Origin of the sequence: uncultured Butyricimonas sp. (assembly GCF_959596855.1) — a bacterium.
Taxonomy (GTDB): domain Bacteria; phylum Bacteroidota; class Bacteroidia; order Bacteroidales; family Marinifilaceae; genus Butyricimonas; species Butyricimonas muris.
The window spans coordinates 39,976-65,919 of record NZ_CAUFYA010000003.1 but is presented as its reverse complement, the minus strand read 5'-3'; the positions used below and the strand labels follow the sequence as shown (position 1 = coordinate 65,919).

21 protein-coding genes and 1 tRNA gene are annotated in these 25,944 nt (G+C 43.2%); 17 read left to right on the top strand and 5 right to left on the bottom strand.

What is annotated here, in order from left to right:
* The first annotated feature begins 20 nt into the window (after nucleotides 1-20).
* The 4 genes from Q5866_RS02315 to Q5866_RS02300 all read left to right on the top strand — a co-directional run bounded on the left by Q5866_RS02315 (nucleotide 21) and on the right by Q5866_RS02300 (nucleotide 4,036).
* Complete coding sequence (locus Q5866_RS02315; RefSeq protein ID WP_186974711.1) at nucleotides 21-785, top strand: type III pantothenate kinase; 765 nt, start codon at nucleotides 21-23, stop codon at nucleotides 783-785.
* 95 nt (nucleotides 786-880) lie between these two features.
* Nucleotides 881-2,206 carry a lipopolysaccharide assembly protein LapB gene (locus Q5866_RS02310; RefSeq protein ID WP_255469384.1) on the top strand — a complete coding sequence of 442 codons (1,326 nt, stop codon included), beginning with the start codon at nucleotides 881-883 and terminating at the stop codon, nucleotides 2,204-2,206.
* 3 nt (nucleotides 2,207-2,209) lie between these two features.
* The gene (gene lptC, locus Q5866_RS02305) at nucleotides 2,210-2,788 is read left to right on the top strand and encodes an LPS export ABC transporter periplasmic protein LptC (protein ID WP_303178529.1); all 579 of its coding nucleotides are present in this window, start codon (nucleotides 2,210-2,212) and stop codon (nucleotides 2,786-2,788) included.
* Nucleotides 2,789-4,036 carry a hemolysin family protein gene (locus Q5866_RS02300; RefSeq protein ID WP_303178527.1) on the top strand — a complete coding sequence of 416 codons (1,248 nt, stop codon included), beginning with the start codon at nucleotides 2,789-2,791 and terminating at the stop codon, nucleotides 4,034-4,036. It abuts the gene before it with no gap.
* 28 nt (nucleotides 4,037-4,064) lie between these two features.
* Here Q5866_RS02300 and Q5866_RS02295 read toward each other — a convergent pair whose 3' ends face one another.
* Entirely contained in the window at nucleotides 4,065-5,141 is a 1,077-nt protein-coding gene (locus Q5866_RS02295; RefSeq protein WP_099291116.1) for a mannose-1-phosphate guanylyltransferase, read from the bottom strand.
* A gap of 136 nt (nucleotides 5,142-5,277) precedes the next feature.
* Between Q5866_RS02295 and Q5866_RS02290 the strand changes: the two genes are divergently transcribed.
* Genes Q5866_RS02290 through Q5866_RS02270 form a run of 5 tightly spaced genes read left to right on the top strand, consistent with a single transcriptional unit; the run spans nucleotide 5,278 to nucleotide 11,341 of the window.
* Entirely contained in the window at nucleotides 5,278-6,015 is a 738-nt protein-coding gene (locus tag Q5866_RS02290) for an ABC transporter permease (RefSeq protein ID WP_099291841.1), read from the top strand.
* Nucleotides 6,015-6,779 (top strand): ABC transporter ATP-binding protein, encoded by a 765-nt coding sequence (locus Q5866_RS02285; RefSeq protein WP_303178525.1) that lies wholly within the window; start codon nucleotides 6,015-6,017, stop codon nucleotides 6,777-6,779. The genes Q5866_RS02290 and Q5866_RS02285 overlap by 1 nt, the downstream gene beginning before the upstream one ends.
* A 14-nt stretch (nucleotides 6,780-6,793) precedes the next feature.
* A complete protein-coding gene (locus Q5866_RS02280; RefSeq protein WP_303178523.1) occupies nucleotides 6,794-7,738 on the top strand; it encodes a DUF4296 domain-containing protein in 945 nt (314 codons plus the stop codon).
* A 4-nt stretch (nucleotides 7,739-7,742) separates the two neighbouring features.
* The gene (locus tag Q5866_RS02275; protein ID WP_303178521.1) at nucleotides 7,743-8,075 is read left to right on the top strand and encodes a hypothetical protein; all 333 of its coding nucleotides are present in this window, start codon (nucleotides 7,743-7,745) and stop codon (nucleotides 8,073-8,075) included.
* 23 nt (nucleotides 8,076-8,098) lie between these two features.
* Complete coding sequence (locus tag Q5866_RS02270) at nucleotides 8,099-11,341, top strand: S41 family peptidase (protein ID WP_303178520.1); 3,243 nt, start codon at nucleotides 8,099-8,101, stop codon at nucleotides 11,339-11,341.
* A gap of 41 nt (nucleotides 11,342-11,382) precedes the next feature.
* Here Q5866_RS02270 and Q5866_RS02265 read toward each other — a convergent pair whose 3' ends face one another.
* The 4 genes from Q5866_RS02265 to Q5866_RS02250 form a co-directional block, all read right to left on the bottom strand.
* Nucleotides 11,383-12,120, bottom strand: coding sequence for a hypothetical protein (locus tag Q5866_RS02265; protein ID WP_186974703.1), 738 nt, complete (start codon nucleotides 12,118-12,120; stop codon nucleotides 11,383-11,385).
* A 15-nt stretch (nucleotides 12,121-12,135) separates the two neighbouring features.
* Nucleotides 12,136-13,401 (bottom strand): trypsin-like peptidase domain-containing protein, encoded by a 1,266-nt coding sequence (locus tag Q5866_RS02260; RefSeq protein WP_186974702.1) that lies wholly within the window; start codon nucleotides 13,399-13,401, stop codon nucleotides 12,136-12,138.
* Nucleotides 13,402-13,610: 209 nt separating this feature from the next.
* A complete protein-coding gene (locus Q5866_RS02255) occupies nucleotides 13,611-15,077 on the bottom strand; it encodes a PspC domain-containing protein (RefSeq protein WP_303178518.1) in 1,467 nt (488 codons plus the stop codon).
* Nucleotides 15,078-15,087: 10 nt separating this feature from the next.
* A complete protein-coding gene (locus Q5866_RS02250; protein WP_099291111.1) occupies nucleotides 15,088-15,423 on the bottom strand; it encodes a PadR family transcriptional regulator in 336 nt (111 codons plus the stop codon).
* A 205-nt stretch (nucleotides 15,424-15,628) separates the two neighbouring features.
* Here Q5866_RS02250 and gpmI point away from each other — a divergent pair, with 205 nt between their 5' ends.
* The 8 genes from gpmI to gcvP all read left to right on the top strand — a co-directional run bounded on the left by gpmI (nucleotide 15,629) and on the right by gcvP (nucleotide 25,924).
* The gene (gpmI, locus tag Q5866_RS02245) at nucleotides 15,629-17,149 is read left to right on the top strand and encodes a 2,3-bisphosphoglycerate-independent phosphoglycerate mutase (RefSeq protein ID WP_303178516.1); all 1,521 of its coding nucleotides are present in this window, start codon (nucleotides 15,629-15,631) and stop codon (nucleotides 17,147-17,149) included.
* Between the two features lie 428 nt (nucleotides 17,150-17,577).
* Nucleotides 17,578-18,165 (top strand): DUF3109 family protein, encoded by a 588-nt coding sequence (locus Q5866_RS02240; RefSeq protein ID WP_303178514.1) that lies wholly within the window; start codon nucleotides 17,578-17,580, stop codon nucleotides 18,163-18,165.
* A gap of 66 nt (nucleotides 18,166-18,231) precedes the next feature.
* Nucleotides 18,232-18,307 (top strand) — tRNA-His (locus tag Q5866_RS02235).
* A gap of 239 nt (nucleotides 18,308-18,546) precedes the next feature.
* Nucleotides 18,547-19,296 carry an HlyD family efflux transporter periplasmic adaptor subunit gene (locus tag Q5866_RS02230; protein WP_303178513.1) on the top strand — a complete coding sequence of 250 codons (750 nt, stop codon included), beginning with the start codon at nucleotides 18,547-18,549 and terminating at the stop codon, nucleotides 19,294-19,296.
* Between the two features lie 27 nt (nucleotides 19,297-19,323).
* Nucleotides 19,324-19,635, top strand: coding sequence for a class IIb bacteriocin, lactobin A/cerein 7B family (locus Q5866_RS02225; RefSeq protein WP_303178511.1), 312 nt, complete (start codon nucleotides 19,324-19,326; stop codon nucleotides 19,633-19,635).
* A gap of 17 nt (nucleotides 19,636-19,652) precedes the next feature.
* Nucleotides 19,653-20,585 (top strand): retropepsin-like aspartic protease, encoded by a 933-nt coding sequence (locus Q5866_RS02220; RefSeq protein ID WP_303178510.1) that lies wholly within the window; start codon nucleotides 19,653-19,655, stop codon nucleotides 20,583-20,585.
* Nucleotides 20,582-22,771, top strand: a complete 2,190-nt coding sequence (locus tag Q5866_RS02215) for a peptidase domain-containing ABC transporter (RefSeq protein ID WP_303178508.1) — start codon at nucleotides 20,582-20,584, stop codon at nucleotides 22,769-22,771. Before Q5866_RS02220 ends, Q5866_RS02215 begins: the two co-directional genes overlap by 4 nt.
* Before the next feature lie 264 nt (nucleotides 22,772-23,035).
* Nucleotides 23,036-25,924, top strand: coding sequence for an aminomethyl-transferring glycine dehydrogenase (gene gcvP / locus Q5866_RS02210; protein ID WP_303178507.1), 2,889 nt, complete (start codon nucleotides 23,036-23,038; stop codon nucleotides 25,922-25,924).
* Nucleotides 25,925-25,944: the final 20 nt, after the last annotated feature.

The following is a 25,944-nucleotide window of genomic DNA, read 5'->3' as shown; positions in this document are numbered from 1 at the left end:
AACTATAAAATGGGAAATTAGTGAATCTGATCGTTGATATAGGAAATACGCGTACCAAATACGCCGTTTATGATGACGGGGATTGGGTTGTTTGCGGCATGGGCGTGCCGGAAGCATACGAATTGGCGTCCGCTTATTTGCACCGGGGGCAGGAAGTGAATATGATCTTGTCGAGCACGGGAGCAATATCCGAAGAAGTACGGGAGCATTTGAAGAGTGTTTCTACTTTTTTCTGCGAGATGTCGCCGGAAATGGATTTGCCAATCAGATTGGGATACGATACGCCGAAGACTTTAGGCGTAGACCGGATAGCCGGGTGCGTGGGGGGTGTCGTGTTATTTCCGGGAAAGGAATTATTGATTATCGATTCGGGAACGGCTATCACGTATGATTTCGTGAGCGCGGATGGGGAATTTCGAGGTGGGAATATTTCCCCGGGGTTGGGGATTCGTTTCCGTGCCTTGAACGAGTTCACTGTGAGTCTGCCGTTGGTGAAATGTGATGTGAATCACGGCTATATAGGGAAAAATACACATGATGCCATCTTGAACGGCGTGATGAATGGTACACTTTTTGAAATAAGAGGTTATATAGATGAGATTTACCGTGATAATCCCGATGCTGTGGTGATTATTACTGGGGGAGGAAGTGAATATTTGAAAAAAACACTGAATAGATCCGTCTTTTTTGAGGATAAACTGGTAAACTTAGGTTTAAACAGAGTTTTAGAATATCAAAAACGGTTAATAGGCAGTGAAAAATTAAGGATAGATTTCCGTATTTGAAAAATAGTGGTAATTTTGCAAACGTGTTCAAGTTGGAACACATGCTGTGATGAAAAATACTAATTCGAACTATAACTTAAAATAAAGGGATGACCATGAAAAAAATTGCTGTACTGGCATTAGGAATGTGTTTATTCACTATCGGGACGAAGGCGCAAACGTTGGAGTCTAAATTTGGGCTGGATAGCGCGAATACCATTTTGAATGCCTCTCTTTACACAGAATATTTTAAACAGAAAAATTTCGAGGAGGCTTTAGCTCCTTGGAGATACGTGTTCTTGAATGCTCCGGCATTTCAGTTGAATACTTACGTACGCGGTGAGGTGATCATGGAGTATATGATTAGAAAGACCAAGAAGAAGGAATACGTGGATACTTTGATGATGGTTTTTGATCGCCGTAACCAATACATGAAGAATAATCCCAACAATAAGGAAGGAATTGTATTGGGGAAAAAAGGTATGGCCCAATTCAAGTATGCTAATGGCGACATAAACATGATTAAAGATGCTTTCCATAATATGATGAAGTCATACGAGTTGGAAAAGGATGTTCCTCCTATGCAAGTTCACATGACATTTCAAGTAGCGTGTGCATTAGCCAAGGAAAATCAACTGACAAAGGATGATTTTATCAACTTGTATATTGATTTTGCCGATTTCGTGGATAAGCAAGCTAGTTCGGGAGAAAAAGGCTGTGATGATTATCTGGTATGTAAGGCAAATCTGGAAGCCATGTTTATTGATTCCGGATTGGCAGACTGCATGACTTTAAACGACTTGTTGGTTAAAAAGTACGAGGCAAACAAAGATAGTCTGAGTGTATTGAAAGATATTTACAAATTGCTGAAAAAGCAAGATTGTACGGATTTACCGTTGTACGCTACTATCGCGGAAAGTATTTATCACAAGGAGCCGAGTGCTGAAGCTGCTTACGGTTTGGCTATTATGTTTTATCGTAAGAATGATATTCCCAAATTCGAACAATACTTGAAAGAAGCAATTGACAAAACAGATAACGAAACGGATCGTGCCGATTATAATTTGAATTTGGCTCAGGTGTATCTATCTACCAAAAGAGATTACCAGCAAGCAAAGAAATATGCTTTGGCAGCTTTGAAGAGTAATCCGAACTTGGGACAGGCTTATCTGACTATCGGTTTGGCTTATGCTTCTGCCAGCAACAGTTACGAGGGAGATGAATTTGAGAAACGTACTGTATTCTGGGCTGCCGTAGATAAATTTACTAAGGCAAAACAAGTTGATCCTTCAGTTGCAGAAAAGGCGAATGAGTTTATTTCCAAGTATTCTGTTTACTTCCCGTCGAAAGAAGATGCATTCTTCCGTTCTATCACGTCAGGTGCAACTGTTAAAGTTGGTGGTTGGATTAATGAAACAACGACAGCTAGATTTAAAGAATAATATATGATATTTCGATATCGTGCTTTAGGAATAATGATAAGAAGCATTACCGCCCTTGTTTTTGGGGCGGTAATGCTTTTCTCGTGCAAAACGGACATCAAGGAGGTCAACGCTATCAATACACGGGCGGGATTACCCGAAATGTCAGGGGAAAACATGGAATTGTTTTATTCCGATTCCGCACGACTGAAATATCGGGTAACGACACCGCTTTATAACAAGTATAACGAGGAAAACAAGAAATATGATGAATTCCCGAAAGGGATTCATGCCGAGTTGTACGAGAAAGACGGAACGATGATCGGTTCCATCACTTCGAAATACGCGAAGAAATTGGAAGAGGAGATGCTGTGGGAATTGCGTGATGATGTTGTCGTGATTAATGATAAGGGTGAGAAGTTGGAAACGGAGCTTCTTTATTGGGATATGAAGAAGGAGATCGTTTACTCCGACCGCTATTCCCGATTAACGGCAGACGAGAATATTATCGAGGGAAACAACGGATTCAAGTCCGACCAATCGTTACGGAATCCGGTCTTTAATAAAGTGACCGGGGTAATTGTAGAAAAACAACAGCCTTAAATGTCAGTATTAGTAGCTATATTAATTTGTCTGGTGTTGTCTGCTTTCTTCTCTGGAATGGAGATTGCATTCATGGCATCCAATAAGTTGCTTATAGAGATTGATAAATCGAATAAGGGTATCACGCAGAAGGTGATAGACCTTTTTATATCCAATTCAGGAATGTATATTACCACGATACTGGTGGGTAATAACGTGGTAATGGTCGTGTATGGTATTTTTATGTCCGATTACCTTGATCCTCGTTTGGAAAGTTATGGTATTTCATTGGGATTGAGATTGATACTGGTAACCTTAATCTCTACTTTAATTATGTTGGTATCGGGCGAGTTTTTGCCTAAAGCGGTGTTCCGGTTGCGTCCGAATTTGTTTCTTCGTATTTTTGCAATACCTGTATTTATCTTTTATATCCTGTTTTTCCCGATTTCTTATTTCTCGGTATGGTTCGGGGGACTGTTGTTGCGGATATTCACGGGGCGTAAATTGGCGAAAGAGGAAAATCGTGCTTTCGGCAAGATAGACTTGAATAACCTGATAGAGGAGGGGGAAACTGCCGGCGTGGAGAACGAGGATGAACATGATATCAAGTTGTTCCGTAACGCCTTGGATTTCTCGGAAATCAAGTTACGGGAATGTATCGTGCCGCGTCCGGATATCGTGGCTTTGCCCATAGACAGCAGTCTGGACGAGTTGCGGAACCGATTCGTGGAAACAGGGCTTTCCCGGATATTGATTTATCGGGATTCTATTGATAACGTGATTGGTTACGTGCATTCCTCGGCACTGTTTCATCACCCGGAGACCGTGAAGAAAGCGGTGAGTAAGATCCTGATCGTGCCCGAAACCATGTCGGCATTGAGATTGTTGAATCTTTTCACGAAGGAGCAGAAAAGTGTAGCCGTGGTCGTGGATGAATTTGGGATTACTGCCGGAATGGTGACGATAGAGGATATCATGGAAGAAATTTTCGGGGAGATAGAGGATGAACACGATCGTTTGAATTTGAAAGAAGAGCAATTAAGTCCGAATGAATTTATCTTTTCCGGTCGTTTGGAAGTGGATTATTTGAATGAAAAGTATGATTTGGAACTGCCGGAAGACGAGGAATACGAAACGTTAGCCGGATTAATCCTGTATTATAACGAGGATATTCCTGAAGAAGGAGAACAAATAGAGATCGAAAATGCCGTGTACGAGATATTGAGCGTAAAGAGTGCGCGGATTGAAGAAGTGAAAGTTACCGTGTAAAGTACAGATATAAAAAAAGGAGCTTTTTCTAAAGCTCCTTTTTTGTATGTTTCAGCATATCATCAAAATGCCGGATATTGTCTTCATGCTCCCGATGACAAATCATGAGTACGTCTTTGTTTTCGGCAATGATAATATTCTCGATGCCTTCGATAATCACTTTCTTGTCGCGGGGGACATTAACGATACACCCTTTGGAATCCGTGAATAGCACGTGTTCGCTATTGGATACGTTATCGTTTTCGTCTTTCGGGCTGATTTCGTGGAACGAATGCCATGTTCCCACGTCAGACCAACCGAATTCCCCTTTCATAACATATACTTTCGAAGATTTTTCCATGATGCCGAAGTCGATGGAAATATTCCGGCACTGGCTGTAAATATGTGATATGTTCTCTTGTGAATCCGGATTCTCCGCGTTCTTGTATTCTTGCTCGAACAGCAGGTAAATGTCTTCCAAGTAAGTTTTAAATTCCCCGATAATATCTTTTACTTTCCACACGAATATTCCGGCATTCCACAGGAAGTCCCCGGATTCCAAAAAGACTTTTGCAAGTTCGATATCCGGTTTCTCGGTGAAAGTCTTAACTTTGGAAATGAATTCGGAGAATTTGTTTTTCTTGATCTGAATGTAACCGTACCCAGTTTCCGGTCTGGTGGGTTTGATACCGATTGTAAGTAAGCCCCCGAATTGCTCGATAAAGGAGAGTCCTTTCTGGATATTATCAATATACACGAGGTCATTACTGATAAAATGGTCGGAAGGGACAACAACCATGTTGGCGTTCGGGTTAATACGGGCTATCCGGTAGGCAGCGTAAGCGATACACGGGGCGGTATTTTTACCAAACGGTTCTTTGAGGATATTTTCGGTTGGAATCTCCGGGATCTGTTCTTTGGTTAGGTCTTCATAGGCTACACCCGTTACGATGAAGATGTTTTGGGTATCAAAGATCTGGTTTGCTCGTTCGAATGTTTGGCGAAGGAAGCTTTTCCCAACGTTCAGAATGTCACAAAATTGTTTCGGGCAAGCCTTGGTGCTCACGGGCCAAAAGCGCTTTCCCAATCCTCCGGCCATAATAACGCAATACGAGTTTTTGTTCATTTCTAGTTATAAGTTTAAAATTAAATTTCATCTTATTGTTGTCGAAATTAGTAATAAATCCGTGAATAATTTCTATTTTTACGATAAAATTTGAAGAAGGAGATTCAGGTGGGTCTTATATAAGGAGTTAATGCCGATGAAAGCTTTAAACAGGATAGGGGAGTACATATTATTTATGGGGCGAATTTTTACCAAGCCCGAAAAGAAGAGAGTGTACCTGAAGGAATTAGTCAACGAGTTGGAAAAACTGGGACTGAATTCAATCGTGTTGGTCGCTATTATTTCTTTTTTTATCGGGGTCGTGTTGACATTGCAGACGGCCTACAATATGTCCAGTCCTTTGTTGCCCCGTTACTTGATTGGATACTTGACGCGGGAAACTTTGTTACTGGAGTTTTCCTCCACGATTGTGAGTTTGATACTCGCGGGAAAGATCGGGAGTAATATCGCTTCCGAGATCGGGAGTATGAAGATCACGGAACAGATAGAGGCGTTGGAAGTGATGGGAGTGAATACCGTGTCTTATCTCGTGGGACCTAAAATCGCGGCGGCATTGGTGGTGAATCCGATACTTTATATATTCAGTGTTTTTATCGGGATTATCGGGGGTATCGCTTCGGGTATCGCTACCGGGGTTGTCAATTACGATGACTATATCCACGGGCTGCATTTCTCGTTTAATCCTTATTATGTGACTTATTCCATTATAAAAACGTTGTTCTTCGCCGTGATATTTACCTCTATACCGGCATTTTACGGGTATAGCGTGCAAGGCGGAGCCTTGGAAGTCGGTAAGGCAAGCACGAAAGCGGTGGTAGATAGTAGTATCGCCATTTTGCTTGTGAACGTGATATTAACCAAAATATTGTTGTAATGATACAGGCGGAAGGAGTATGTAAATCATTTGATAAGAAAGAGGTATTGTCGGATATCAATGCCGTGTTCGAGCCGGGTAAGGTAAATATGATTATCGGGAAGAGCGGTTCGGGGAAGACGGTGTTGTTGAAATCTCTGATTGGGCTGCATACTATTGATGCCGGGAGGATTCTGTATGACAATCGGGATATCACGGTGATGAATTCCAAACAGTTGAAAGAAATCAGGAAAGAGTTGGGAGTCGTGTTTCAAGGAGGGGCGTTGTTTGACTCGCTAACCGTGTTGGAAAACGTGAAGTTCCCGCTGAATCTGTTCTCCGCGATGTCGGAAAAGGAAAAGATAGAACGCGCTATATTTTGTTTGAAGCGCGTGAATCTGGAGAACGTGGAAAATTTGTACCCGGCAGAGATCAGTGGTGGTATGAAGAAACGGGTTGCCATAGCGAGAGCTATCGTGTTGCAGCCGAAGTATTTGTTCTGTGATGAGCCTAATTCCGGGTTAGACCCTTTGACATCGATCGTGATCGATAACCTGTTATCGGAGATTACGCACGAGTATAATATGACAACCGTAATCAACACGCATGATATGAACTCGGTATTCGAGATCGGGGAGAAAGTCTTGTTTATCCACGAGGGACATAAGGAATGGGAAGGTACAAACGAGAACATTATGTACTCTGATAACAAGGCGCTGAACGAATTTCTCTTCTCTTCGAAACTAAACAAAATGGTACGGGAAAAATTAAGACGAAAATGCTAAAAATAAAGAGAGATATGAAGCATATTGTATGGGTATTCATGATTGCCGTTTCTGTAATCGCCTGTTCGAAAGAGGTAGCGTTAAATAAAAACCAGTTTACGGCTCTGTTGATAGATATGCATATGGCAGACGGGGCATTGGAAGTAGCCAAATTCGAACGTCGTAATGAAAAAGATAATTATTTGTACTATAACGATTTGTTCAAGAAATACGGGATTACCCGTGCGGATTTCGATTCCTGCCTGAATTATTACACGAGAAATTCCACGGAATTCAACAGGATATACGACGCCGTTATCGACACACTTAGTCGGCGGCAGACTCAGAAGATGCGCTTGTTGAGCCAGTTCACCAAAAATGACACGGTGAATTTATTCCCGGGCTACACGATGATTGTTGCCGATACTCTACGACCGGACTCCACCCGTGTCGGGGCGCCCAAGAAAGATTCAATCGTTTACGGGGAGCGGGTAGTGGAAGCGGACACAGTGCATTTCGATAAACGGAATCAATTCATATTGATTGAGGTGGATAGTATTGTCCCCGGCATGTATCATTTCTTCACGACATTAAAATGGAATAAGCGCGTGCAGGGCAGAAGTGCCAAGATAGAATCTTATTTTCTTTCTGCCGGTAACGATACGCTGAAAGTGATGGATGTCCCTGTTTCCACGTATGATACTATCCGGAGTCGGGAATATAAATGGGAACACTACGTGAAGGATTCCATGTACAATAAATTGGTTGTGAAGATTGTAGATACCAAGGATGTTAAAAACGCGAAAGTAAAAACCAAGGAAATTGACGGTTGGGTGACGAAAACCCGCTTGAACCGGGTGTACGTGGGGGACAACAAAAAGAAACAATTGGAAGAGGAATACAAGCAGAGAGAAGAGATGATGAAGGCGGCTTCCAAAGCCAATTTGCCCAAACGGGAAAGACCGAATGCAAGAAAATGAAAAGATGAATCTCAGAAAGATAGCAGCTAATTATATATTGTTACCCGGTTTTGAATTAACGCGTAACGGGTACGTGGTGTTGGAAGAGGGGCAGGTCACGGATGTCGTGGACACCGGGGGAGAAATAAAAGAAATACCGTGTCTTGAGTTTTACGGGGGAATGATTGTAGCCGATTTTGTCCGGGATGAAGTCGAGTGGCAGGAGGGTGACGATATACTGGTAAAGATAAAGGATTGTTATTCTCGTAAAAGCGGCAAAGGTTTGGCGATTATCCAAGGAGCGGACTTCGCTCATTTCTCGTGGTTGAAAGACACCCGAATCAATCCATTAAGATAAGTTTAAATCAAAATAGATGAAGGATGAATAAATTCGTATTGACCATTACTTTTTTATTAGCAGGCTTCATTGTACAGGCGGGACCGCTTTGGATGCGTTACCCGAAGATTTCGCCTGACGGGAAGCAGATTGTGTTTAGTTACAAAGGGGATATTTACGTCGTGTCCTCGGATGGCGGGGAGGCTAGACAGTTGACCACTCATCCGGCACATGAATCCCATCCCGTTTGGTCGCCTGACGGGAAGCAGATAGCCTTCACGAGCGACCGTTTCGGGAATTTCGATATTTTCGTGATGCCTGCCCGCGGTGGAGAGGCTCGTCGGGTTACGACTAATTCCTCGCGCGAGATACCTTATACCTTTACCCCCGACGGGAAAGAGATTGTTTACGGGGCGCAACTTCAAGACCCGGCACAAAGTGCCCTGTTCCCCAGTGGCTCGTTGACAGAGCTATATGCCATTCCGGTTGAAGGGGGACGTCCCCGTCAAGTGTTGGCAACCCCGGCGGAAGCGGTCTGTTTCTCGAAATCCGGTGATATGTTCTTGTATCATGATTGCAAGGGTGGGGAGAATGAATGGCGGAAACACCATACCTCTTCGATTACCCGGGATATTTATCGTTATGATATAAAGAGCGGTAAACATACGCGGCTGATAGAACGTGCGGGTGAAGACCGTTCCCCCGTCTTGTCACCCGACCGGCAAACCGTCTACTTCCTGAGCGAAAGGGGTGGTTCTTTCAACGTGTATTCTTTCCCTCTGGCTAATCCTGCCGACGTGAAAGCGGTGACATCTTTTAAAACGCATCCGGTTCGTTTCCTGAGTATTGCCGACAACGGTCGTCTTTGTTTCGGGTACGACGGCGAGATATACGTGAAGGATGTTCAAGGAAATCCCAAGAAAGTGAAAGTCGATATTATTGGCGACGAGGGAAAGAATAATGTTGCTTCTTTGCGCTTTACCTCAGGTGCGACAAGCGCGGCGGTATCCCCGGACGGGAAACAGGTGGCGATGATTATTCGGGGCAACGTGTTCGTGACTTCGTCCGATTACACGACCACTAAGCAGGTCACGGATACCCCGGAGCAGGAGAAATGGTTGAGTTTCGCCCCGGACAACCGGACGATAGCTTATGCCAGCGAACGGGATGGAGTCTGGAATATCTACACTGCCAAGATAGCCCGTGACGGGGAAGCTAATTTCCCCAACGCGACGTTGATAGAGGAAGAGGCCTTGTTGCCCGCTTCGACAAAAGAGCGTTTTGCCCCGCAATTCTCCCCGGACGGCAAAGAATTGGCGTTTATCGAAGACCGCACGAAACTGATGGTGATGGACGTGAAGACCAAGAAGGTCAGACAAGTTGCGGACGATAAATACCAGTACCGCACGGGTGACGGTTTTACTTACACGTGGTCGCCCGACGGCAAATGGTTTGCCGTGGAGATTATCGGTAACCGGCATGACCCGTATAGTGATATCGCTATCGTGAAAGCGGACGGGAGTGGCGAAACGATTAACTTGACGAATAGCGGTTATTTTGACAGTAATCCCCGTTGGGTGCTGGACGGGAATGCCATCCTTTTTGCCAGCGAGCGTTACGGGATGCGTAATCACGCTTCATGGGGTTCGTTGCAGGATGTGATGATTGTCTTCATGAATCAGGAGGCTTACGACAAATTCCGCTTGAGCAAAGAGAGTTACGAGTTGATGAAAGAGGAGGAGAAGCTGTTGGCGGCAGCCGGGGCGAAAGAGAAGAAAGAGGATAAAAATGAGGATGCCAAAGCAGACAAAAAAGAGAAGAAAGACATTGTCGTGGAACTGAAAGGCATTGAAGACCGGGTGATGCGGCTGACACCAAATTCATCCTCTCTGGGTGATGCTATTTTGAACAAAGCGGGGGACAAATTGTATTATATGTCGTCTTTCGAGGGCGGGTATGATTTGTGGGTGAGCGACCTGCGGGCAAGAAGTACGCGTGTCATGCACAAGTTGAACAGCGGTTGGGCTTCCCTCGAAACGGATAAGGACGGCAAAGACTTGTTCTTGTTGGGTAGCCGGGGAATGCAAAAAATCAATCTGGCTTCCGAGAAGAGGACGCCTGTTTCTTACGTTGCCGAGATGAAAATGGACTTGGCGGCAGAGCGGGCGTATATGTTCAACCGGGTACGCCTTCAAGAGGCAAAGCGTTTTTACGTGAAGGATATGCACGGCGTGGATTGGGCGAAAATGACGAAGGAGTACGAGAAGTTTTTACCGTATATTAATAACAACTACGATTTCTCGGAAATGTTGAGCGAATTGTTGGGAGAGTTGAACGTGTCGCACACGGGTTCCGGTTATTTTGCCCGTTTGGAGGGTGACGCCACGGCAGAACTGGGATTGCTCCTGAACACGGATTACGGGAAAGACGGTTTGCTGATTGACGAGGTGATAGAGAAAGGACCTTTCGACAACGCCCGTTCCAAGGTGAAAGCCGGGATGATTATCGAGAAAATAGACGGTGAGGAAGTGAAAGCGGGTGCGGATTATTATCCTTTGCTGAATAACAAGTCGGGCAAGCGTACGTTGGTGTCAGTCTATGACCCCGCGACGAAAACCCATTGGGATGAGATTGTTATCCCGATTAATAAATCCGCTCTCAACGCTTTGCTTTACAGGCGTTGGGTGAAACAGCGGGCTGCCGACGTGGAACGCCTTTCCGGCGGACGGTTGGGATACGTGCATATTTCCAGCATGGACGACCCGAGTTTCCGCGCCGTGTATTCCGATATCCTCGGTAAATACAATGACCGGGAAGGTATTGTTATCGATACGCGCTTTAACGGAGGCGGACGCCTGCACGAGGATATCGAAATTCTGTTCAGCGGTAAGAAATATTTCACGCAAGTGGTTCGCGGTCGGGAGGCTTGTGACATGCCGAGCCGCCGTTGGAATAAACCGTCAATCATGCTGACTTGCGAGGCGAACTACTCGAATGCGCACGGCACGCCTTGGGTGTACAAGCATCAAGGCTTGGGACGCGTAGTGGGAATGCCTGTTCCCGGGACAATGACCAGTGTGTCATGGGAATTTCTGCAAGACCCCACGCTGTATTTCGGTATTCCTATCGTGGGCTATCGCTTGGCTGACGGAAGTTACCTCGAAAACCAGCAATTGGAACCGGATGTGAAGATTGCCAATTCGCCCGAAAAGATTATCAAGGGTGAAGACGAGCAGTTGAAGAAAGCAGTCGAAGAATTGTTGAAAGACATTGATAGCAAGAAATAGAAAAAACAAGGCGGAGAATCAAAAAACTCCGCCTTGTTTTGTTAGTTGTTAGGAAAGTGATGGTGCGTTTCTGTCCAGACGAGTTGTCCTTCTCCGTTTTCGTCAATAACAATATCACGGGAGCCTGTAACGTATTCTAGTTCTGATTTGATTGGCTGAATTCTTGGATCTGATTTGAATCGGAATATAAGCATGGGAGAATCCAATACTTCTGTTTTGAAGCGTTGTATTTTGTGTTCATCCCGATTGCCGAGAAAATACACAAAAACTCGATTGTCTTTGACGGAATAACGAATACTGCTGACACCTAAAGTTTTAGTTAATGAATCAATATTCTCTCGTAATTGTGTAGTTACTTGCGAGAGTTCATTAAGGGAGTAGGTGCATAGTTGATAGGATATGTCATCGGATGTGATTTGACACAATTGGACGAATTTGTCAATGGTTTGTTTCGTCGTATCTGTGAGAAAAACGACCTTTTTCGTGTTGTCTTTTTTTAAACGAAGTATACCTCCATAATATTCAGGATAGATGTGTGGTGTTGGTTTTGTCTTTTCGCCCAAAGGATAAAACTGGGTGCGATAACAATGAATAATTCTACAAACTTCATTAGGAGAAGAGTATCTTTCATATCCCATTATCCACGTTCCAATCTTTTTCGTCCATGCATCTTCAGGAATCTTGAATTTATCTTTCTCGCTTATCGTGCTTTTCCCGTTTTCACATGAGGCACATAAGACAAGAATACACATCCAAATGAGCGTGAGTTTGTTTTTCATGTTTGACTGTTTTGATTACGGTTTAAGTTTTAAATCAAGGGCACCCCAAAATTTGTAAGCTTGGGCTATATAGAAACATTTAGAATTTGGCTCAATGGCAAGGGCTATTCCCACGATATTATTTTCTGTATCTGTTACAAGGGTGCCGCTGTCGCCTCGTTGTAAACTTGTTTCTGTCTGGAGATAGCAAAGTGCAACACCTTGAACTGGACAATTATCTATCCTAATTGTTGGGTGTTCTCCGCCATAAGTGCTTGCCGATAATTGTTTATCTTCAATATGTACGATAATATTTGAAAGTTCATCTCCTCTTATTTCAACAATCTTAGGATTATGGTTTGTGTATAGTGTAATACCTGGATCTAGTTTACAAAAAGCGACATCGTATCTTGGATTAAGGTAAACAGAAGTTGCAAAACGATTTTCTTCTGGCAGATCAAAACTGTGTGCTTGATAAAGGGAATAATCAAGGTTCTCAAATCTGAAAACGTGTGCAGCTGTAATAAATCCGTGTTGATGTGTTTCTGAACCTGAATATCGGAGATATCCTTTAAAACCGATTCTTCCTTCGCGGAGATCTTCTGTTAAAAAATTTTGTCCGGTTGTGACATAATCGTTTTGTAATTTATTGGCACACATTTTAGGCGTACCAGCTTTGTTTGCACTTTCTTTCCTTATATCCTGTAAAAAATTGAATTTGATCATGGGAGAATCAATGATTTCCGATTTGAACCATTGGATTTTACTTTCGTCCTTTTCTCCATCAAATACTACCAACACGCAATTTGTCGCTTGTCTTATGAAAATCGGGAAAATGTCTTTATTATTTTTTACAGTAGGCATTGCTTCTAATTTATGCCACAAGCGAAGAAGTTCGTTAAAAGAATAAGTACAAGGTTTGAAAATTACATCGTCAGGTGTAACTTGGCATAATTCCATGTACTCTTTTTTAACTTGCTCGGAGGTGTCTGTAAGTAAAACGTATGTTTTTTCTTCTGAACGGTATTGTCCGCCAAAATATTCGGGAAAAACATTTTCCTTATCGTATATGGAAAGAATTATTTCTTCTTGAACTGATTTTTCTAAATTTGAACGACTGTTTTCAACTCGAAAACAATACATGGTTCTATCATCTACGTTAACAGGTTGTGGAAGTTTAGTGTACGCCGGAATCCATTCTTCCGTGTTAATTCTATTTTTCTCGCTTGTAGTCATGTCATTTTTGCACGAGAAATTCAAGGTGATAATGCCTATCCAGATGAGCGTAAGTTTTGTTTTCATAATTGAAAGTTTAAAGTGTTTAACAAAAATCATGCGCCACAATCTATAAATCTGTAAGTGGATTTATAGATCAAATACCTCTTCTGTAGGCAAATTTATGAAAATAATAAATAGATGTATCCTTGATGATGTGTATTTTAAATAAGTGCTTATAATTTGAGAACGAGATAGAGCGGCAGACCAAAGGGATAAAGGTCTGCCGCTTCTTTTTACAGGAGAGGTCTAATTTCTCCGTCTTGCATGATGAATAATGATTTATGGTCGTTTAGTTCAGAATATAAAGGGTAAGCCGCGTGTCTACGCTTGCTTAAATGATTCACCGCTTCCGGGGTGAACCGTATTTTTGTACCCTCGGGGAGATAAACCGTGATATCCACGTTCTGTGCTCTCCATTTACTGTTCAATTGGGCGTAATTGTCGAATCGTAACGTGTCGTTGGTGTACTTGTAATCGAAAGTAATGTTTTCCTTTTGCGGGTTGTTCTCGTGCGTGGAGTACCGGATGACAATACTTGCCGTGTTGCCGTGCGAGGGGCGGATGGCAAAGTAGGGAGAGAACAAATTACCCTCGTGCAGTTGCAGCACTCCTCTGTTCCGGTAGAAGTCCTTAGGTACGATATGTCGTTTATCCACTTGAATCGTGAGCGTTTCACATTTGCCCGGCTGAATAGTTTCCTCGTAAGTGTTCGTGCGGGGAGTCCATGTCGTTCCCTCGCTGATGGCGACGATAATAAGCAATGTCAGACTGGCAAGCCATAAGCCTAGGGCAGAAAAGGCGATCGCCTTGTTGTTGCTCTTGAAGGAGAACAACAATTTGATCGCCGTGAAAATGATCATGATTATAGGAATTCCAAAAAGGAAAAGTATGCCGATTTTGCCCAGTATAAGACTGGTGGGCGAGAGCGCGTAAGTTATTCCCATGTAACTTTCTCCCCACGGGAACCAATGAGGTAAGAACAAGGCGGAGAGCAGGCAAAATAAGAAAAATGTACCCCCGCAAAAAAGTCCTATCCCGATGATGATAGCGAGCACCTTCCCCACGATGAGCATCGCGTCCGAGAAGCCTTCGCCGACACGGTTAGCGTATTTGGCACCTTTGCCGTGTTTGACTTCTTGATATTCTTCCTTGATAGAACGCTCTATATTGGAAACATTGATGTCCTCTCCTTTCATTTCCAGTTTTTGCTTGGATGTTTTTGCCTTGGGCACGGCAATCCACAGGATAATGTACACGATAAAGAATATCCCGTAATAGAACGTCATGATGATAAAACATACCCGAAGCAGCAGGGGCGATATACCCCAGTAAGCTGCCATTCCCCCGGCAACACCCCCGAACACGCGATTGTCCGGATCACGGTATAGTTTTTTGGTTTGCTTTGGTGTTGCGGGCTTTTGTGGTTCTTCGTCTTCATCTATGATATCATTCGGGGCGCCCATGGTGGCAATCACTTGTTCCACGTCGTCGATGGTAACCACTTCCCGGTATTGTCCTTTCAGGTATTCCGTGAACAATTCCCCGATACGGTTCTCGATATCTTCCATGATCTCGTTGCCGTCTTCTTCACGGGAGTAATGCGTCTTGAGCGTGTTGATGTATGTTTGCAATTTATCCAGAGCATCATCATCAATGTGGAAAATCTTCCCGCTTAGATTGATTGTATAAGTCTTTTTCATGATTTAAAATTTAGTTGTTAGGGTTTTCCTTGATACTGTCCACGGCGGAGGTCAGTTCATTCCAAGAGTTTTCCAGTTCTTTGAGAAATTCCCGTCCTTTTTCCGTGATACTGTAATACTTGCGGGGTGGACCTTGTTGTGATTCTTCCCAGCGATATGAAAGCAAACCCGTGTTTTTTAAACGGGTCAACAAGGGATATATCGTGCCTTCGACAACGATCATCCGGGAGGATTTCAACCTGCTGATGATGTCCGGAACGTAAGCGTCCCTTTGCGAGATTATCAGCAAGATACAATACTCCAGAATCCCTTTTCTCATTTGAGCCTGCGTGTTCTCGATATTCATATCTTGATTTGTTTAGTTTTGCATGGCAAAGATATAAATAAAAAATAGTATTATGCAATACATAGTACTATAAAAATATCGATTATTTTTTTGTCATGACAAACGTTTTCGTTGATTTTCCCTGAAAATAAGGCGATAAACTGAATATTATCATTTAACTTTGCTCTCCGTTTAGAAGTTGAAAACAAGAATAAATAAAATAGATATGAAAAAAGTATTATTGATGATATTGGATGGTTGGGGTATTGGTAAGCACGACCATTCAGACGCTATCGGGAGTACTCCCACGCCGAATATCACGGGATTGACGAGTCGGAATCCTCGTTCGTTACTTTACACGAGCGGAGAAAATGTAGGTTTGCCGGACGGGCAAATGGGAAATTCCGAGGTGGGACATTTGAATATCGGTGCGGGACGGGTTGTCTATCAAGACTTGGTGAAAATTAACCGGGCTTGCCGTGACCATTCTATCGCCCAGAATCCGGAGATCGTGAAAGCGTTCACTTACGCTCGCAAGCACGGGAAGCAGATGCATTTCATGGGTTTGGTATCCAATGGGGGCGTGCATAGCTCTTTAGATCACCTTTTTGCCCTTTGTGATTTGGCAAAAGAGTTCGGGGTGGAGAAGACTTTCGTTCATTGTTTTATGGACGGACGCGACACCGATCCCAAGAGCGGGAAAGGTTTTATCGAGGAATTGGAGAATCACACGAAACAATCCGGCGGGCGGATCGCTTCTATCATCGGGCGCTATTACGCCATGGACAGGGACAAACGTTGGGAACGCGTGAAAGAGGCTTACGATTTGATCGTGAAAGGCGTGGGAACCCCGGCAACCGATCCCGCGGCAGCCATGCAGGCTTCCTATGACGCGGGGGTAACCGACGAGTTCGTGAAACCGATCGTGTGCGTTGACGAGGCGGGTAAACCGTTAGGCACGATACAAGAGGGGGATGCCGTGATCTTCTTTAACTTCCGCAACGACCGGGCAAAGGAGTTGACTATCGTGTTGACTCAGGAAGATATGCCGGAATACGGTATGAAAACCCTGCCGTTGCATTATTGCACGATGACTCCTTACGATGCTAAATTTAAGGGATTGCATATCCTTTTCGATAAAGACAACGTGGTGAACACGATCGGGGAATATATATCCGCCCAAGGGTTGAAGCAATTGCGCATCGCCGAAACGGAGAAATACGCGCACGTGACCTTCTTCCTCAATGGCGGGCGGGAGGAACCTTTCGAGGGAGAATCCCGTATTCTGGTGCCTTCTCCAAAAGTGGCGACTTATGACCTGCAACCCGAGATGTCCGCTCCTGCCGTGACGGAGAAGATCGTGGAGGTGTTAAACCAAGGAGAGGTTGATTTCATTTGTTTGAATTACGCTAACGGTGACATGGTGGGACACACGGGTGTGTACGAGGCAATACAAAAAGCTGTTGCCACGGTGGATGAGTGCGTGGGAAAAACAGTCGCTGCCGCCCGTGCCAACGGCTACGACGTGCTTATTATTGCCGACCATGGGAATGCCGACCATGCCGTGAACGAGGATGGGACGCCCAACACGGCACACTCGCTGAACCCCGTGCCGTGTATCTGGGTGACCGATTCGAAATGCGACCATTTGCGGGATGGAGTGTTGGCAGATGTTGCACCCACCGTGCTGGCTATCATGGGACTTCCCCAGCCTAAGGAAATGACGGGTAAATCCTTATTAGTTTAAGTATATCGAATTCCATTTTTGCAACTAGTGGAAGGGGAGGTAAGTTAGCGTATGTGTTGACTGCCTCCCTTGTTTATTTTCAGTCGGTACGTTGACCGATAGGGTGTTTTTTCTCCTTTTTTCGAGGAGAGTTTCGGGTGTGTTTCATTATTTTATTGTTTTTGAAATAGATAATACGATGTATTTTCGTCTTATTAAATTTTATTCAATTTCAATTAAAATACTATTTTCACACCTTTAAAATAGGCTTTGAATAGGAGATGAATGGGAGTTGAATAGGAGATGGTATAAGGCAAGTATAAAGAATATAAAATAATAATACATGTTATTTAACTAAACTCTACTTAAACACGAGAGAAATAAGGGAGAGATTATTGTAACTTTGAAAAAACATTTTCAATTTTGCATTTTCAATTTTCAATTAGCACATGATACAGATAGGGGATACGATTATAAGCCTCGATATTTTCGAGAAGAAGTTTTGTTGTGATTTGGCAGTATGCAAAGGAGCTTGTTGCGTGGAAGGGGATTCCGGGGCTCCATTGGAAGAGAGGGAAGCGGAGCGGATTCGGGAGAATTACGAGAAGATTCGCCCGTACATGAAGCCGGAAGGGCTTGCCGCCGTGGAGGTGCAAGGTTTCTCGACGATTGATGTCGAGGGCGATTTGGTGACTCCGCTTATCGGGGGACGAGAATGTGCCTATGCGATAGAAGAGGGTGGAAGTTGCTGGTGTGCTATCGAGAAGTCGTGGAGTCGGGGCGAGAGCAGTTTCCGGAAACCTATCTCGTGTCACTTGTACCCGATACGGGTGAAGCAGTACCAGAATTACGAGGCGATGAATTACGATCAATGGTCGATATGTGCATGTGCAAGGTTAAAAGGTGAGCGAGAGGGAGTTCCGGTGTACGTGTTCCTGAAAGATGCCTTGATCACGAAATACGGGGAGGAGTGGTACGAGCAGCTGTGCTATGCCGCCCGGGAGATCGAGACGGGAAAAATTAAGTTCCGACGGTAAAATTTTTGTAGCTTTTTCTTTGCGAGAAACGAAAGTTGTTCTATCTTTGCAGCGCAAAAGCAAAATGGTGGATGTAGCTCAGTTGGTTAGAGCGTCGGATTGTGGTTCCGAAGGTCGCCGGTTCGAACCCGGTCTTCCACCCGCGAGAAAGCGGAGAATGAAAGTTCTCCGCTTTTTTTACATGTCGTCGAGCGTGAAGCAGGCTGTTTCTCTCGGTTGTAAAATTTCATAGGGTTCTCTGTAATGACATTATTTTCGCCGCTGCGAATTTCGCCACGGCGGAATTGTATGGTTATATTGTTAAAATGTGACTTTTTTTTGTACAATTCATCGGAATTGTTAAATTAATATTTAATTTTACAGTAGATTAATTTGATTATTATGAGGATATTTCCATATGATGTAGTAGATCAGACATATGAATGGATTATATATGAGCATGATAAACGCTCAAATATTCTATATAATACAATTATTTTTACATTAGTGGGGGTGTTCGTGTCATTTTTTTACATATATATTGATGTTGGTACCGTAACTTTAGGTTCTGTTCAAAATAGAGGGGTAGTAAATGTTATAATAGCTCCAGCGGATGGGGTGTTGCAAATTCATGATATTTACGAAAATGCAAAAGTTAAGCAGGGAGATACGATTTTCACGATAAGTGATTTGAAAAATGATTATAAATATACTGTTTGTTCACCGATTAGTGGGGTGTGTATAAATACCAGTAAATTGGTTGAAGGCTTAAAAATATCATCGGGACAACAATTGATGGAAATCGTGCCTGATAGTGAGTTTTGTATTGAATGTAACGTATCTTCAAAGGATGTAGGTCTGTTAAGACTCGGTTTACCATGTAATATTCAGGTAGATGCCTATAATTATAATCAATGGGGTATGTTGAATGGGGTATTGATCGAGATTTCTGAGAATCCTATAGTGAGTTATCAAGGGGTGTTTTATAAAGTATATTGTAGTGTAAATGAAAATTTTCTAGAGCTTAAAAATGGTTATAGAGGATATTTGAAGCGAGGAATGAATGTGAATTGTAGGTTTGTGGTTAATCAACGTAGAATTATTGATTTGCTTTACGATAAAGTTGAAAATTGGGTTAATCCTTTAAAATAGAGTAGTACTAATTTAAACAAATTGATTATGAAAAAATTTGACATGACAACCTACGAGGTTGAAGAAATGAACCAACGGGAACTTGTTGAAGTTAATGGAGGTTTCGATCCAATTACTTGGACGATACTTGGAGTTATATTTACAGCTATTGGAGCTGTTGCGGCTGTTCTTGCATTAGTTGATGATGGGCCTACAGGTTATCATACCGTAGAGCTTGAAGCTATAATCGGAGAGCAGGGATATGTTGTATTGGAGTGTGGGATGCATCAGCCGCATGTTGTATATGGTCGTCCCGGGCAAAAAGTAACAGTGCGATGCAGTTGGCCGGTGTCGGACTAAATGTAATATAGAATATTATGAAAGGAATGAGAATCTTTAATATGATGGCTTTGGTTCTACTTATGGTGTGCTGTAATCGTTCACATCCACAAGATGCCAGGATGTTGGAACTTGAATTTCGATTTGATAGTGTAAATAGAAGTATTCTTGTTCCTATTAAGATAGACTCGGTCAATTATTGGTTTATGTTTGATACCGGCTCTGGAGGTTCTGTGATTACCGATCCGGATTTGAATAAAATCGGGTTGAAAGTGAACAGGAGAGATAGTGCGCTTGCAGTATGGAAGGGATATGCCAAGAAGCATTTTTCCTACTATACGGAGCCTGTTTCAAGTCTAATATTTGATACGCCGCTTAAAGAAAATGTGAAATTTTTAGCTGATACCACGGTGGGTTTGTCTTTTATCGGGTGTGACGTGATCAATCAATTTTACTGGTGGTTTGATTTTGAAAAATTCAAGGTGAAAACTTCCAACACAAATTTTATTATTGATGGCTTGAAAGATTGGATTCAAATTCCTTTTAAAATTGTAAAATATAAAGGAATGAAGGTCGATTTGAAAATTGGTTCCAACTGGATCAAAAACTTCACTTTTGATACGGGATATGCTAAAAATGAAGGTATTGATTCTGCTGATGTGATTATTAACGCTTATTTTAGGAGTTCACGAGAGGCGGGAAAATTTCACTCTAAACTGGATGGAAAATTAGGTGAAATTACATCTATAATAGACGGAGGGTTTACTACAAGTGAAAGTCGTGGGGGTGAGTGGCCGATATTTGACACGATAAAAATTAACGGGTATGTTTTCAAAAATTGTATTGTTGGAACGTTTAAGGATGAGAGCATTTTTGATGAATCTCGAAAAACAATTACATTAGCGTTCGTTCGCTATTTCCGCCAAATGTATATAGATACTGGTAAACAAATAATTTATTTGAAGCCATGAAACGTGGTGTTTGTGTCAGACAGCATGATGTGACTGATTGTGCTGCCGCTTGTTTGGCCTCGGTTGCGGCATATTATGAATCTCAGATTCCAGTAGCGAGAATCCGTCAAATTGCTCATACGGATCGTTATGGCACAAATTTTCTAGGTATGGTTGAAGCGGCCCAGAAGTTGGGGTTCGCGGCGAAAGGGGTAAAGGCATATAAGACGGAAGCAGGCAAGCAGATTGTAAATATACAAAGCCTAAAAAAAATTCCGTTACCAGCAATTGCACATGTTATAGTTGATGGTAGGTTGTTACATTTTGTTGTCATATATAAAATATCTAAAGATAAAATTTGGATCATGGATCCGGCGGTCGGAAAAGTTAACGTTCAAAATATCACAGAATTTTCATGTATATGGACTGGAATGTTGTTGCTGCTTGTCCCTGATGAAGATTTTGTGAAGCGAAATGAGAAAGTTTCGATAATATCCCGATTTTGGTTTTTATTCAAGCCGCATCGAAAGATGTTTGTTCAAGCTTTGTTCGGTTCGTTAATATATACGGCAATAGGTTTAATTTCAGCAATCTGTATTCAGAAAATAATAGACTATGTGATCCCTGACCGCAATTTTAATCTGTTACATCTGATCTGTGTGATATTGACTGTTTCGACATTGCTATCTGTGTTTATAAATTTCGTGAGATCGAAAATGATGATGCATGCCGGTATTCAGGTGAATACACGATTAATGCTTGGGTATTATCGACATTTATTGAAATTGCCACAATCGTTTTTCGATTCGATGCGTTCTGGTGAAATTCTCTCAAGGATGGTTGATGCTGCACGAATCAATGCTTTTATAAACGGAACGTTCCTGTCAATTGTAATAAATGTATTTACCGTATTAGTTTCATTTTCTTTAATGTTTTCGTATTATTGGAAACTGGCTTTAATTATGTTGGTTTCCATTCCGGTATATTTTGTAATGTACTATTTTTACAACAAGGTAAATAAAGTGGTTAAGCGGAAAATAATGGAACAAGGGGCAGATATGCAGTCCCAGCTCGTTGAAACCATCAATGCTGCCGGAACTATTAAACGTTTTGGAATTGAAGATTATGCAAATTTAAAAACAGAAGAGAAATTTGTAACTTTAACACGTACGGGTTGGAATTCCGGAATGTATGATTTAAATCTTGGTGCTGCGTCAGGGCTATTCTCAGGTTTTTTTTCTATGGTGTTATTTTGGTCAGGTACTTCTTTTGTTCTTGATGGGGTTATCACACCGGGGGAACTAATGTCGTTCAACTCTTTGACAGGATATTTTATGAGTCCGGTAATTGCTTTGTTGAACGTTAATAATGTATTTCAAGAAACAAAGATAGCAGCTGAACGGTTATTTGAAATTTTTGATAGAGAACAGGAGGACGATGAGCAATGTAAAATCCCGTTCTCTCGTGTTTCATGTGGAAGTATTGTGTTTCATGATATTACGTTTCGATATGGTTCACGAGAGATAATTTTCGAACATTTCAATATTGAATTTCCTGCAGGTAAAGTCAGTGCTATTGTTGGTGAAAGTGGAAGCGGTAAAAGTACGATTGTAGCATTAATACAGAATCTTTACCCTCTTGTTTCCGGTAAAATTACTGTTGGTGGTATTAATATAAAGCATGTCCGTACTAGTGATTTACGTTCTGTAATTATAGCTGTTCCTCAACGTATAGACCTATTTAATGGTTCAATTGCTGGTAATATTTTACTTGATGATTTGGAGCCTGATTGGGAACGATTAAATGGTCTGTGTAAAGATTTAGGTATAACTGATTTTGCGGATAGATTGCCACAAGGACTTAAAACATATATTGGTGAGAATGGAATGCAGTTGTCCGGAGGGCAACGTCAAAGGATAGCTATTGCTAGGGCTTTGTATCGAAATCCTGAGATATTGATTCTTGATGAGGCAACATCAGCGTTGGATTCAGAATCTGAGGAAATGATCAAAAATATGATAGAGGTTTTGCGTGGTAAAAATAAAACGATCATATTAATTGCTCATCGCCTTAGTACGATAAAAAATGCCGATGAGATTTTTTTGCTTAAAGATGGGAAACTTAAAGAACAAGGTTCCCATCACGAATTGATGAAATGCAATGGTGAATATTCAAAACTTTGGAAATTGCAAGCTGGAATTGTTTAAATAGTGATTTGTGAGAAATTCGTGACTGCTTGTCATGTATCGAATCTTAGCGTATGTATCGGTTGTTTCGTATTTAACGTCCTTGGGGTAATAAGCGAGCAATACTTGGATAGTAGTTGTGTGTCAGGATAGATGGGGTGTTGGGGAAAATACTATAACTTCTTACTTGTTTTTTTGTATTAAGCGGAATTATGTCTATTTTTACACAATCGTTGACGAAACGATGGTTTAGAGTATAAATCATTAATAATTAGGAATAAATAGATGGCAACAGACAAATTTTTGTGGAGACACATAGGGCCGCGTCCGGAGGATATCGAGGATATGCTCAAGGTGGTCGGTGTCAGTTCTCTTGACGAGTTGATAGAGCAAACCGTACCCGAATCAATCCGGTTGAAGAATCCGCTGGATTTACCGGCTCCTCTTACCGAGTTCGAGTTTTTCTCTCGTATCAAAGCGGTAGCTTCAAAAAATAAATTGTACAGGACGTTTATCGGGCAAGGGTATTACGACACGATTACACCTGCCGTGATTCAACGGAATATTTTGGAAAATCCGGCATGGTACACGTCATACACTCCCTATCAAGCGGAGGTTTCCCAAGGACGTCTTGAGGCGTTGTTGAATTTCCAGACGATGGTAGTCGAGTTGACCGGGATGGAGATTGCCAACTGCTCGTTGCTGGACGAGGCTACGGCTGCTGCCGAGGCTATGACCATGATGTATGGTTTGCGTAGCAAGGAGATGAAGAAAGCTGGGGCGAATAAATTGTTCGTGGATAACCAAGTGTTCCCGCAGACGAAGGACGTGTTGGTTACCCGTTCCGCGCCGCAAGGAATCGAGTTGGTTTACGGTGACTATGATACTTTTGAATTTACACCGGATGTATTCGGTGCTATCGTGCAATACCCTGCCGCTAACGGGGAAGTACGGGATTATAAGGCTTTTGCCGATCGTGCGCACGCTAACGGAACGTTGGTGACTGCTGTCGCTGATATGATGAGTCTCGTGTTGTTGACCGCCCCGGGAGAATGGGGTGCCGACGTGGCAGTGGGTACTACCCAGCGTTTCGGTATCCCGATGTCTTACGGTGGACCTCACGCCGCTTACATGGCGACGAAAGAGGAGTACAAGCGTAATATCGTGGGACGTATTATCGGCGTGACGATCGATGCGCAGGGAAATCATGCTTTGCGTCTGGCTTTGCAGACTCGCGAACAACATATCAAACGGGAGAAGGCTTCTTCCAATATCTGTACTGCCAAGGCGTTGAACGCCATGATGGCGGGATTCTATGCCGCTTACCACGGGCGTGAAGGATTGGAGCGTATCGCTCGTCATATTCACTCGGCGGCAGTGACTCTGGCAGAAGAAATCCAGAAGTTGGGTTACAAGCTGAAAGTGGAGAAATTCTTCGATACGCTTCGTTTCGAGTTGCCGGAAGGTGTAACTCAAGAGGCGGTGCGCGATGCCGCTTTGGAGCAGGAAATAAACTTGTTCTATTGTGATTGCGGGTGCGGAAAAGTGGTCGGTCTGTCTACTGACGAGAAAATCAACGAGGAGGAAATCAACACGTTGATCGGTATCTTTGCCAAGGCGGCAGGGAAGACAGCCGAGCGTGTCGAGTTTATTGACGACCGCACGGTGTTGGAACCGGCGATGTTGCGTGAGGATGAGATTTTGACGCAATCCGTGTTTAATATTTATCACTCGGAAACCGCGATGATGCGTTACATGAAGAATCTGGAGAGAAGGGATATCTCTTTGGCTACTTCCATGATCTCATTGGGTTCTTGCACGATGAAGTTGAATGCGGCAGTGGAGATGTTGCCTATTACTTGGCCGGAGTTTGGCGGTTTGCACCCGTTTGTTCCGCTTTCTCAAGCAGAGGGGTATCAACAGATGATACGTGAAACGGAGGATATGTTGTGTAAGGTGACCGGTTTTGCAGGATGCAGTTTGCAGCCTAATTCCGGTGCAGCGGGTGAGTACACGGGGTTGATGGTGATTCGCCAATATCATATCGCCAGAGGGGAAGGGCATCGGAACGTGATTTTGATTCCCTCTTCTGCGCACGGAACTAATCCCGCGTCAAGCACGATGGCGGGTTTCAAGATTATCGTGACGGCTACAGACCCGGAGGGTAATATTGACGTGGAGGATTTCCGCAAGAAGGCTATCGAGCATCGTGATAATTTGGTGGGTGCTATGATTACTTACCCGTCGACTCACGGTATTTTTGAGGAGTCTATCAAGGAGTTGGCGGATATTATTCACGAGAATGGCGGTTTGTTCTACATGGACGGGGCTAACATGAACGGGCAATGCGGTTTGACGAACCCCGGTACGATTGGTGCTGACGTGTGTCACTTGAATTTGCACAAGACGTTTGCTATGCCTCACGGTGGTGGCGGTCCCGGTGTAGGTCCTATCTGCGTGGCTTCTCACCTCGTGAAATTCTTGCCGTCGCACACGATGGTGAAGACCGGAGGCGAGGAAGGTATTCACGCTGTTGCTGCCGCTCCTTACGGTTCGGTGGGAATGTTGCCCGTGACTTACGGTTACTTGCTGATGTTGGGTGCCGAGGGGTTGGAGATGGTGACGAAGATGGCTATCTTGAACGCCAATTATCTGGCTTCTTCTTTCGAGAAGTTGGGCTTCAAGATTTTGTATAAAGGAAAGCAAGGTCGTGTAGGGCACGAGATGATTTGGGATTGCAACATGTTCAACAAAGAGTATGGTATTTCCGAGTTGGATATCGCGAAACGTTTGATGGACTTCGGGTTCCACGCTCCTACTTTGTCATTCCCTGTTCACGGGACGTTGATGGTTGAGCCTACCGAGAGCGAGCCGAAAGAAGAACTGGATCGCTTTATCGCGGCATTGACCACGATTCGTGAAGAGATGATTGAAGTGGGCGAGGGTAAGGCTGACAAGACGGATAACGTTTTGAAGAACGCACCTCACACGCACAAGGTGTTGACCGCCGATGAATGGTCGCACGCTTACCCGCGTAGCAAAGCGGCTTACCCGCTGGCTTGGGTGGCAGAGAACAAGTTCTGGCCGCAAGTAGGTCGTGTAGACGACGGTTACGGTGACCGTAACTTGATGTGTACTTGTGACCCGCTTGAGTCTTACACGGAAGAAAATTAATTTTCAAGTTATTATAGCGG

Coding starts and splice junctions, on each gene's coding strand:
- Q5866_RS02310 (WP_255469384.1), top strand. CDS start 881: ATGAAAAAAATTGCTGTACTGGCATTAGGAATGTGTTTATTCACTATC.
- lptC (WP_303178529.1), top strand. CDS start 2,210: ATGATATTTCGATATCGTGCTTTAGGAATAATGATAAGAAGCATTACC.
- Q5866_RS02300 (WP_303178527.1), top strand. CDS start 2,789: ATGTCAGTATTAGTAGCTATATTAATTTGTCTGGTGTTGTCTGCTTTC.
- Q5866_RS02295 (WP_099291116.1), bottom strand. CDS start 5,141: ATGAACAAAAACTCGTATTGCGTTATTATGGCCGGAGGATTGGGAAAG.
- Q5866_RS02290 (WP_099291841.1), top strand. CDS start 5,278: ATGAAAGCTTTAAACAGGATAGGGGAGTACATATTATTTATGGGGCGA.
- Q5866_RS02285 (WP_303178525.1), top strand. CDS start 6,015: ATGATACAGGCGGAAGGAGTATGTAAATCATTTGATAAGAAAGAGGTA.
- Q5866_RS02280 (WP_303178523.1), top strand. CDS start 6,794: ATGAAGCATATTGTATGGGTATTCATGATTGCCGTTTCTGTAATCGCC.
- Q5866_RS02275 (WP_303178521.1), top strand. CDS start 7,743: ATGAATCTCAGAAAGATAGCAGCTAATTATATATTGTTACCCGGTTTT.
- Q5866_RS02270 (WP_303178520.1), top strand. CDS start 8,099: ATGAATAAATTCGTATTGACCATTACTTTTTTATTAGCAGGCTTCATT.
- Q5866_RS02265 (WP_186974703.1), bottom strand. CDS start 12,120: ATGAAAAACAAACTCACGCTCATTTGGATGTGTATTCTTGTCTTATGT.
- Q5866_RS02260 (WP_186974702.1), bottom strand. CDS start 13,401: ATGAAAACAAAACTTACGCTCATCTGGATAGGCATTATCACCTTGAAT.
- Q5866_RS02255 (WP_303178518.1), bottom strand. CDS start 15,077: ATGAAAAAGACTTATACAATCAATCTAAGCGGGAAGATTTTCCACATT.
- Q5866_RS02250 (WP_099291111.1), bottom strand. CDS start 15,423: ATGAATATCGAGAACACGCAGGCTCAAATGAGAAAAGGGATTCTGGAG.
- gpmI (WP_303178516.1), top strand. CDS start 15,629: ATGAAAAAAGTATTATTGATGATATTGGATGGTTGGGGTATTGGTAAG.
- Q5866_RS02240 (WP_303178514.1), top strand. CDS start 17,578: ATGATACAGATAGGGGATACGATTATAAGCCTCGATATTTTCGAGAAG.
- Q5866_RS02230 (WP_303178513.1), top strand. CDS start 18,547: ATGAGGATATTTCCATATGATGTAGTAGATCAGACATATGAATGGATT.
- Q5866_RS02225 (WP_303178511.1), top strand. CDS start 19,324: ATGAAAAAATTTGACATGACAACCTACGAGGTTGAAGAAATGAACCAA.
- Q5866_RS02220 (WP_303178510.1), top strand. CDS start 19,653: ATGAAAGGAATGAGAATCTTTAATATGATGGCTTTGGTTCTACTTATG.
- Q5866_RS02215 (WP_303178508.1), top strand. CDS start 20,582: ATGAAACGTGGTGTTTGTGTCAGACAGCATGATGTGACTGATTGTGCT.
- gcvP (WP_303178507.1), top strand. CDS start 23,036: ATGGCAACAGACAAATTTTTGTGGAGACACATAGGGCCGCGTCCGGAG.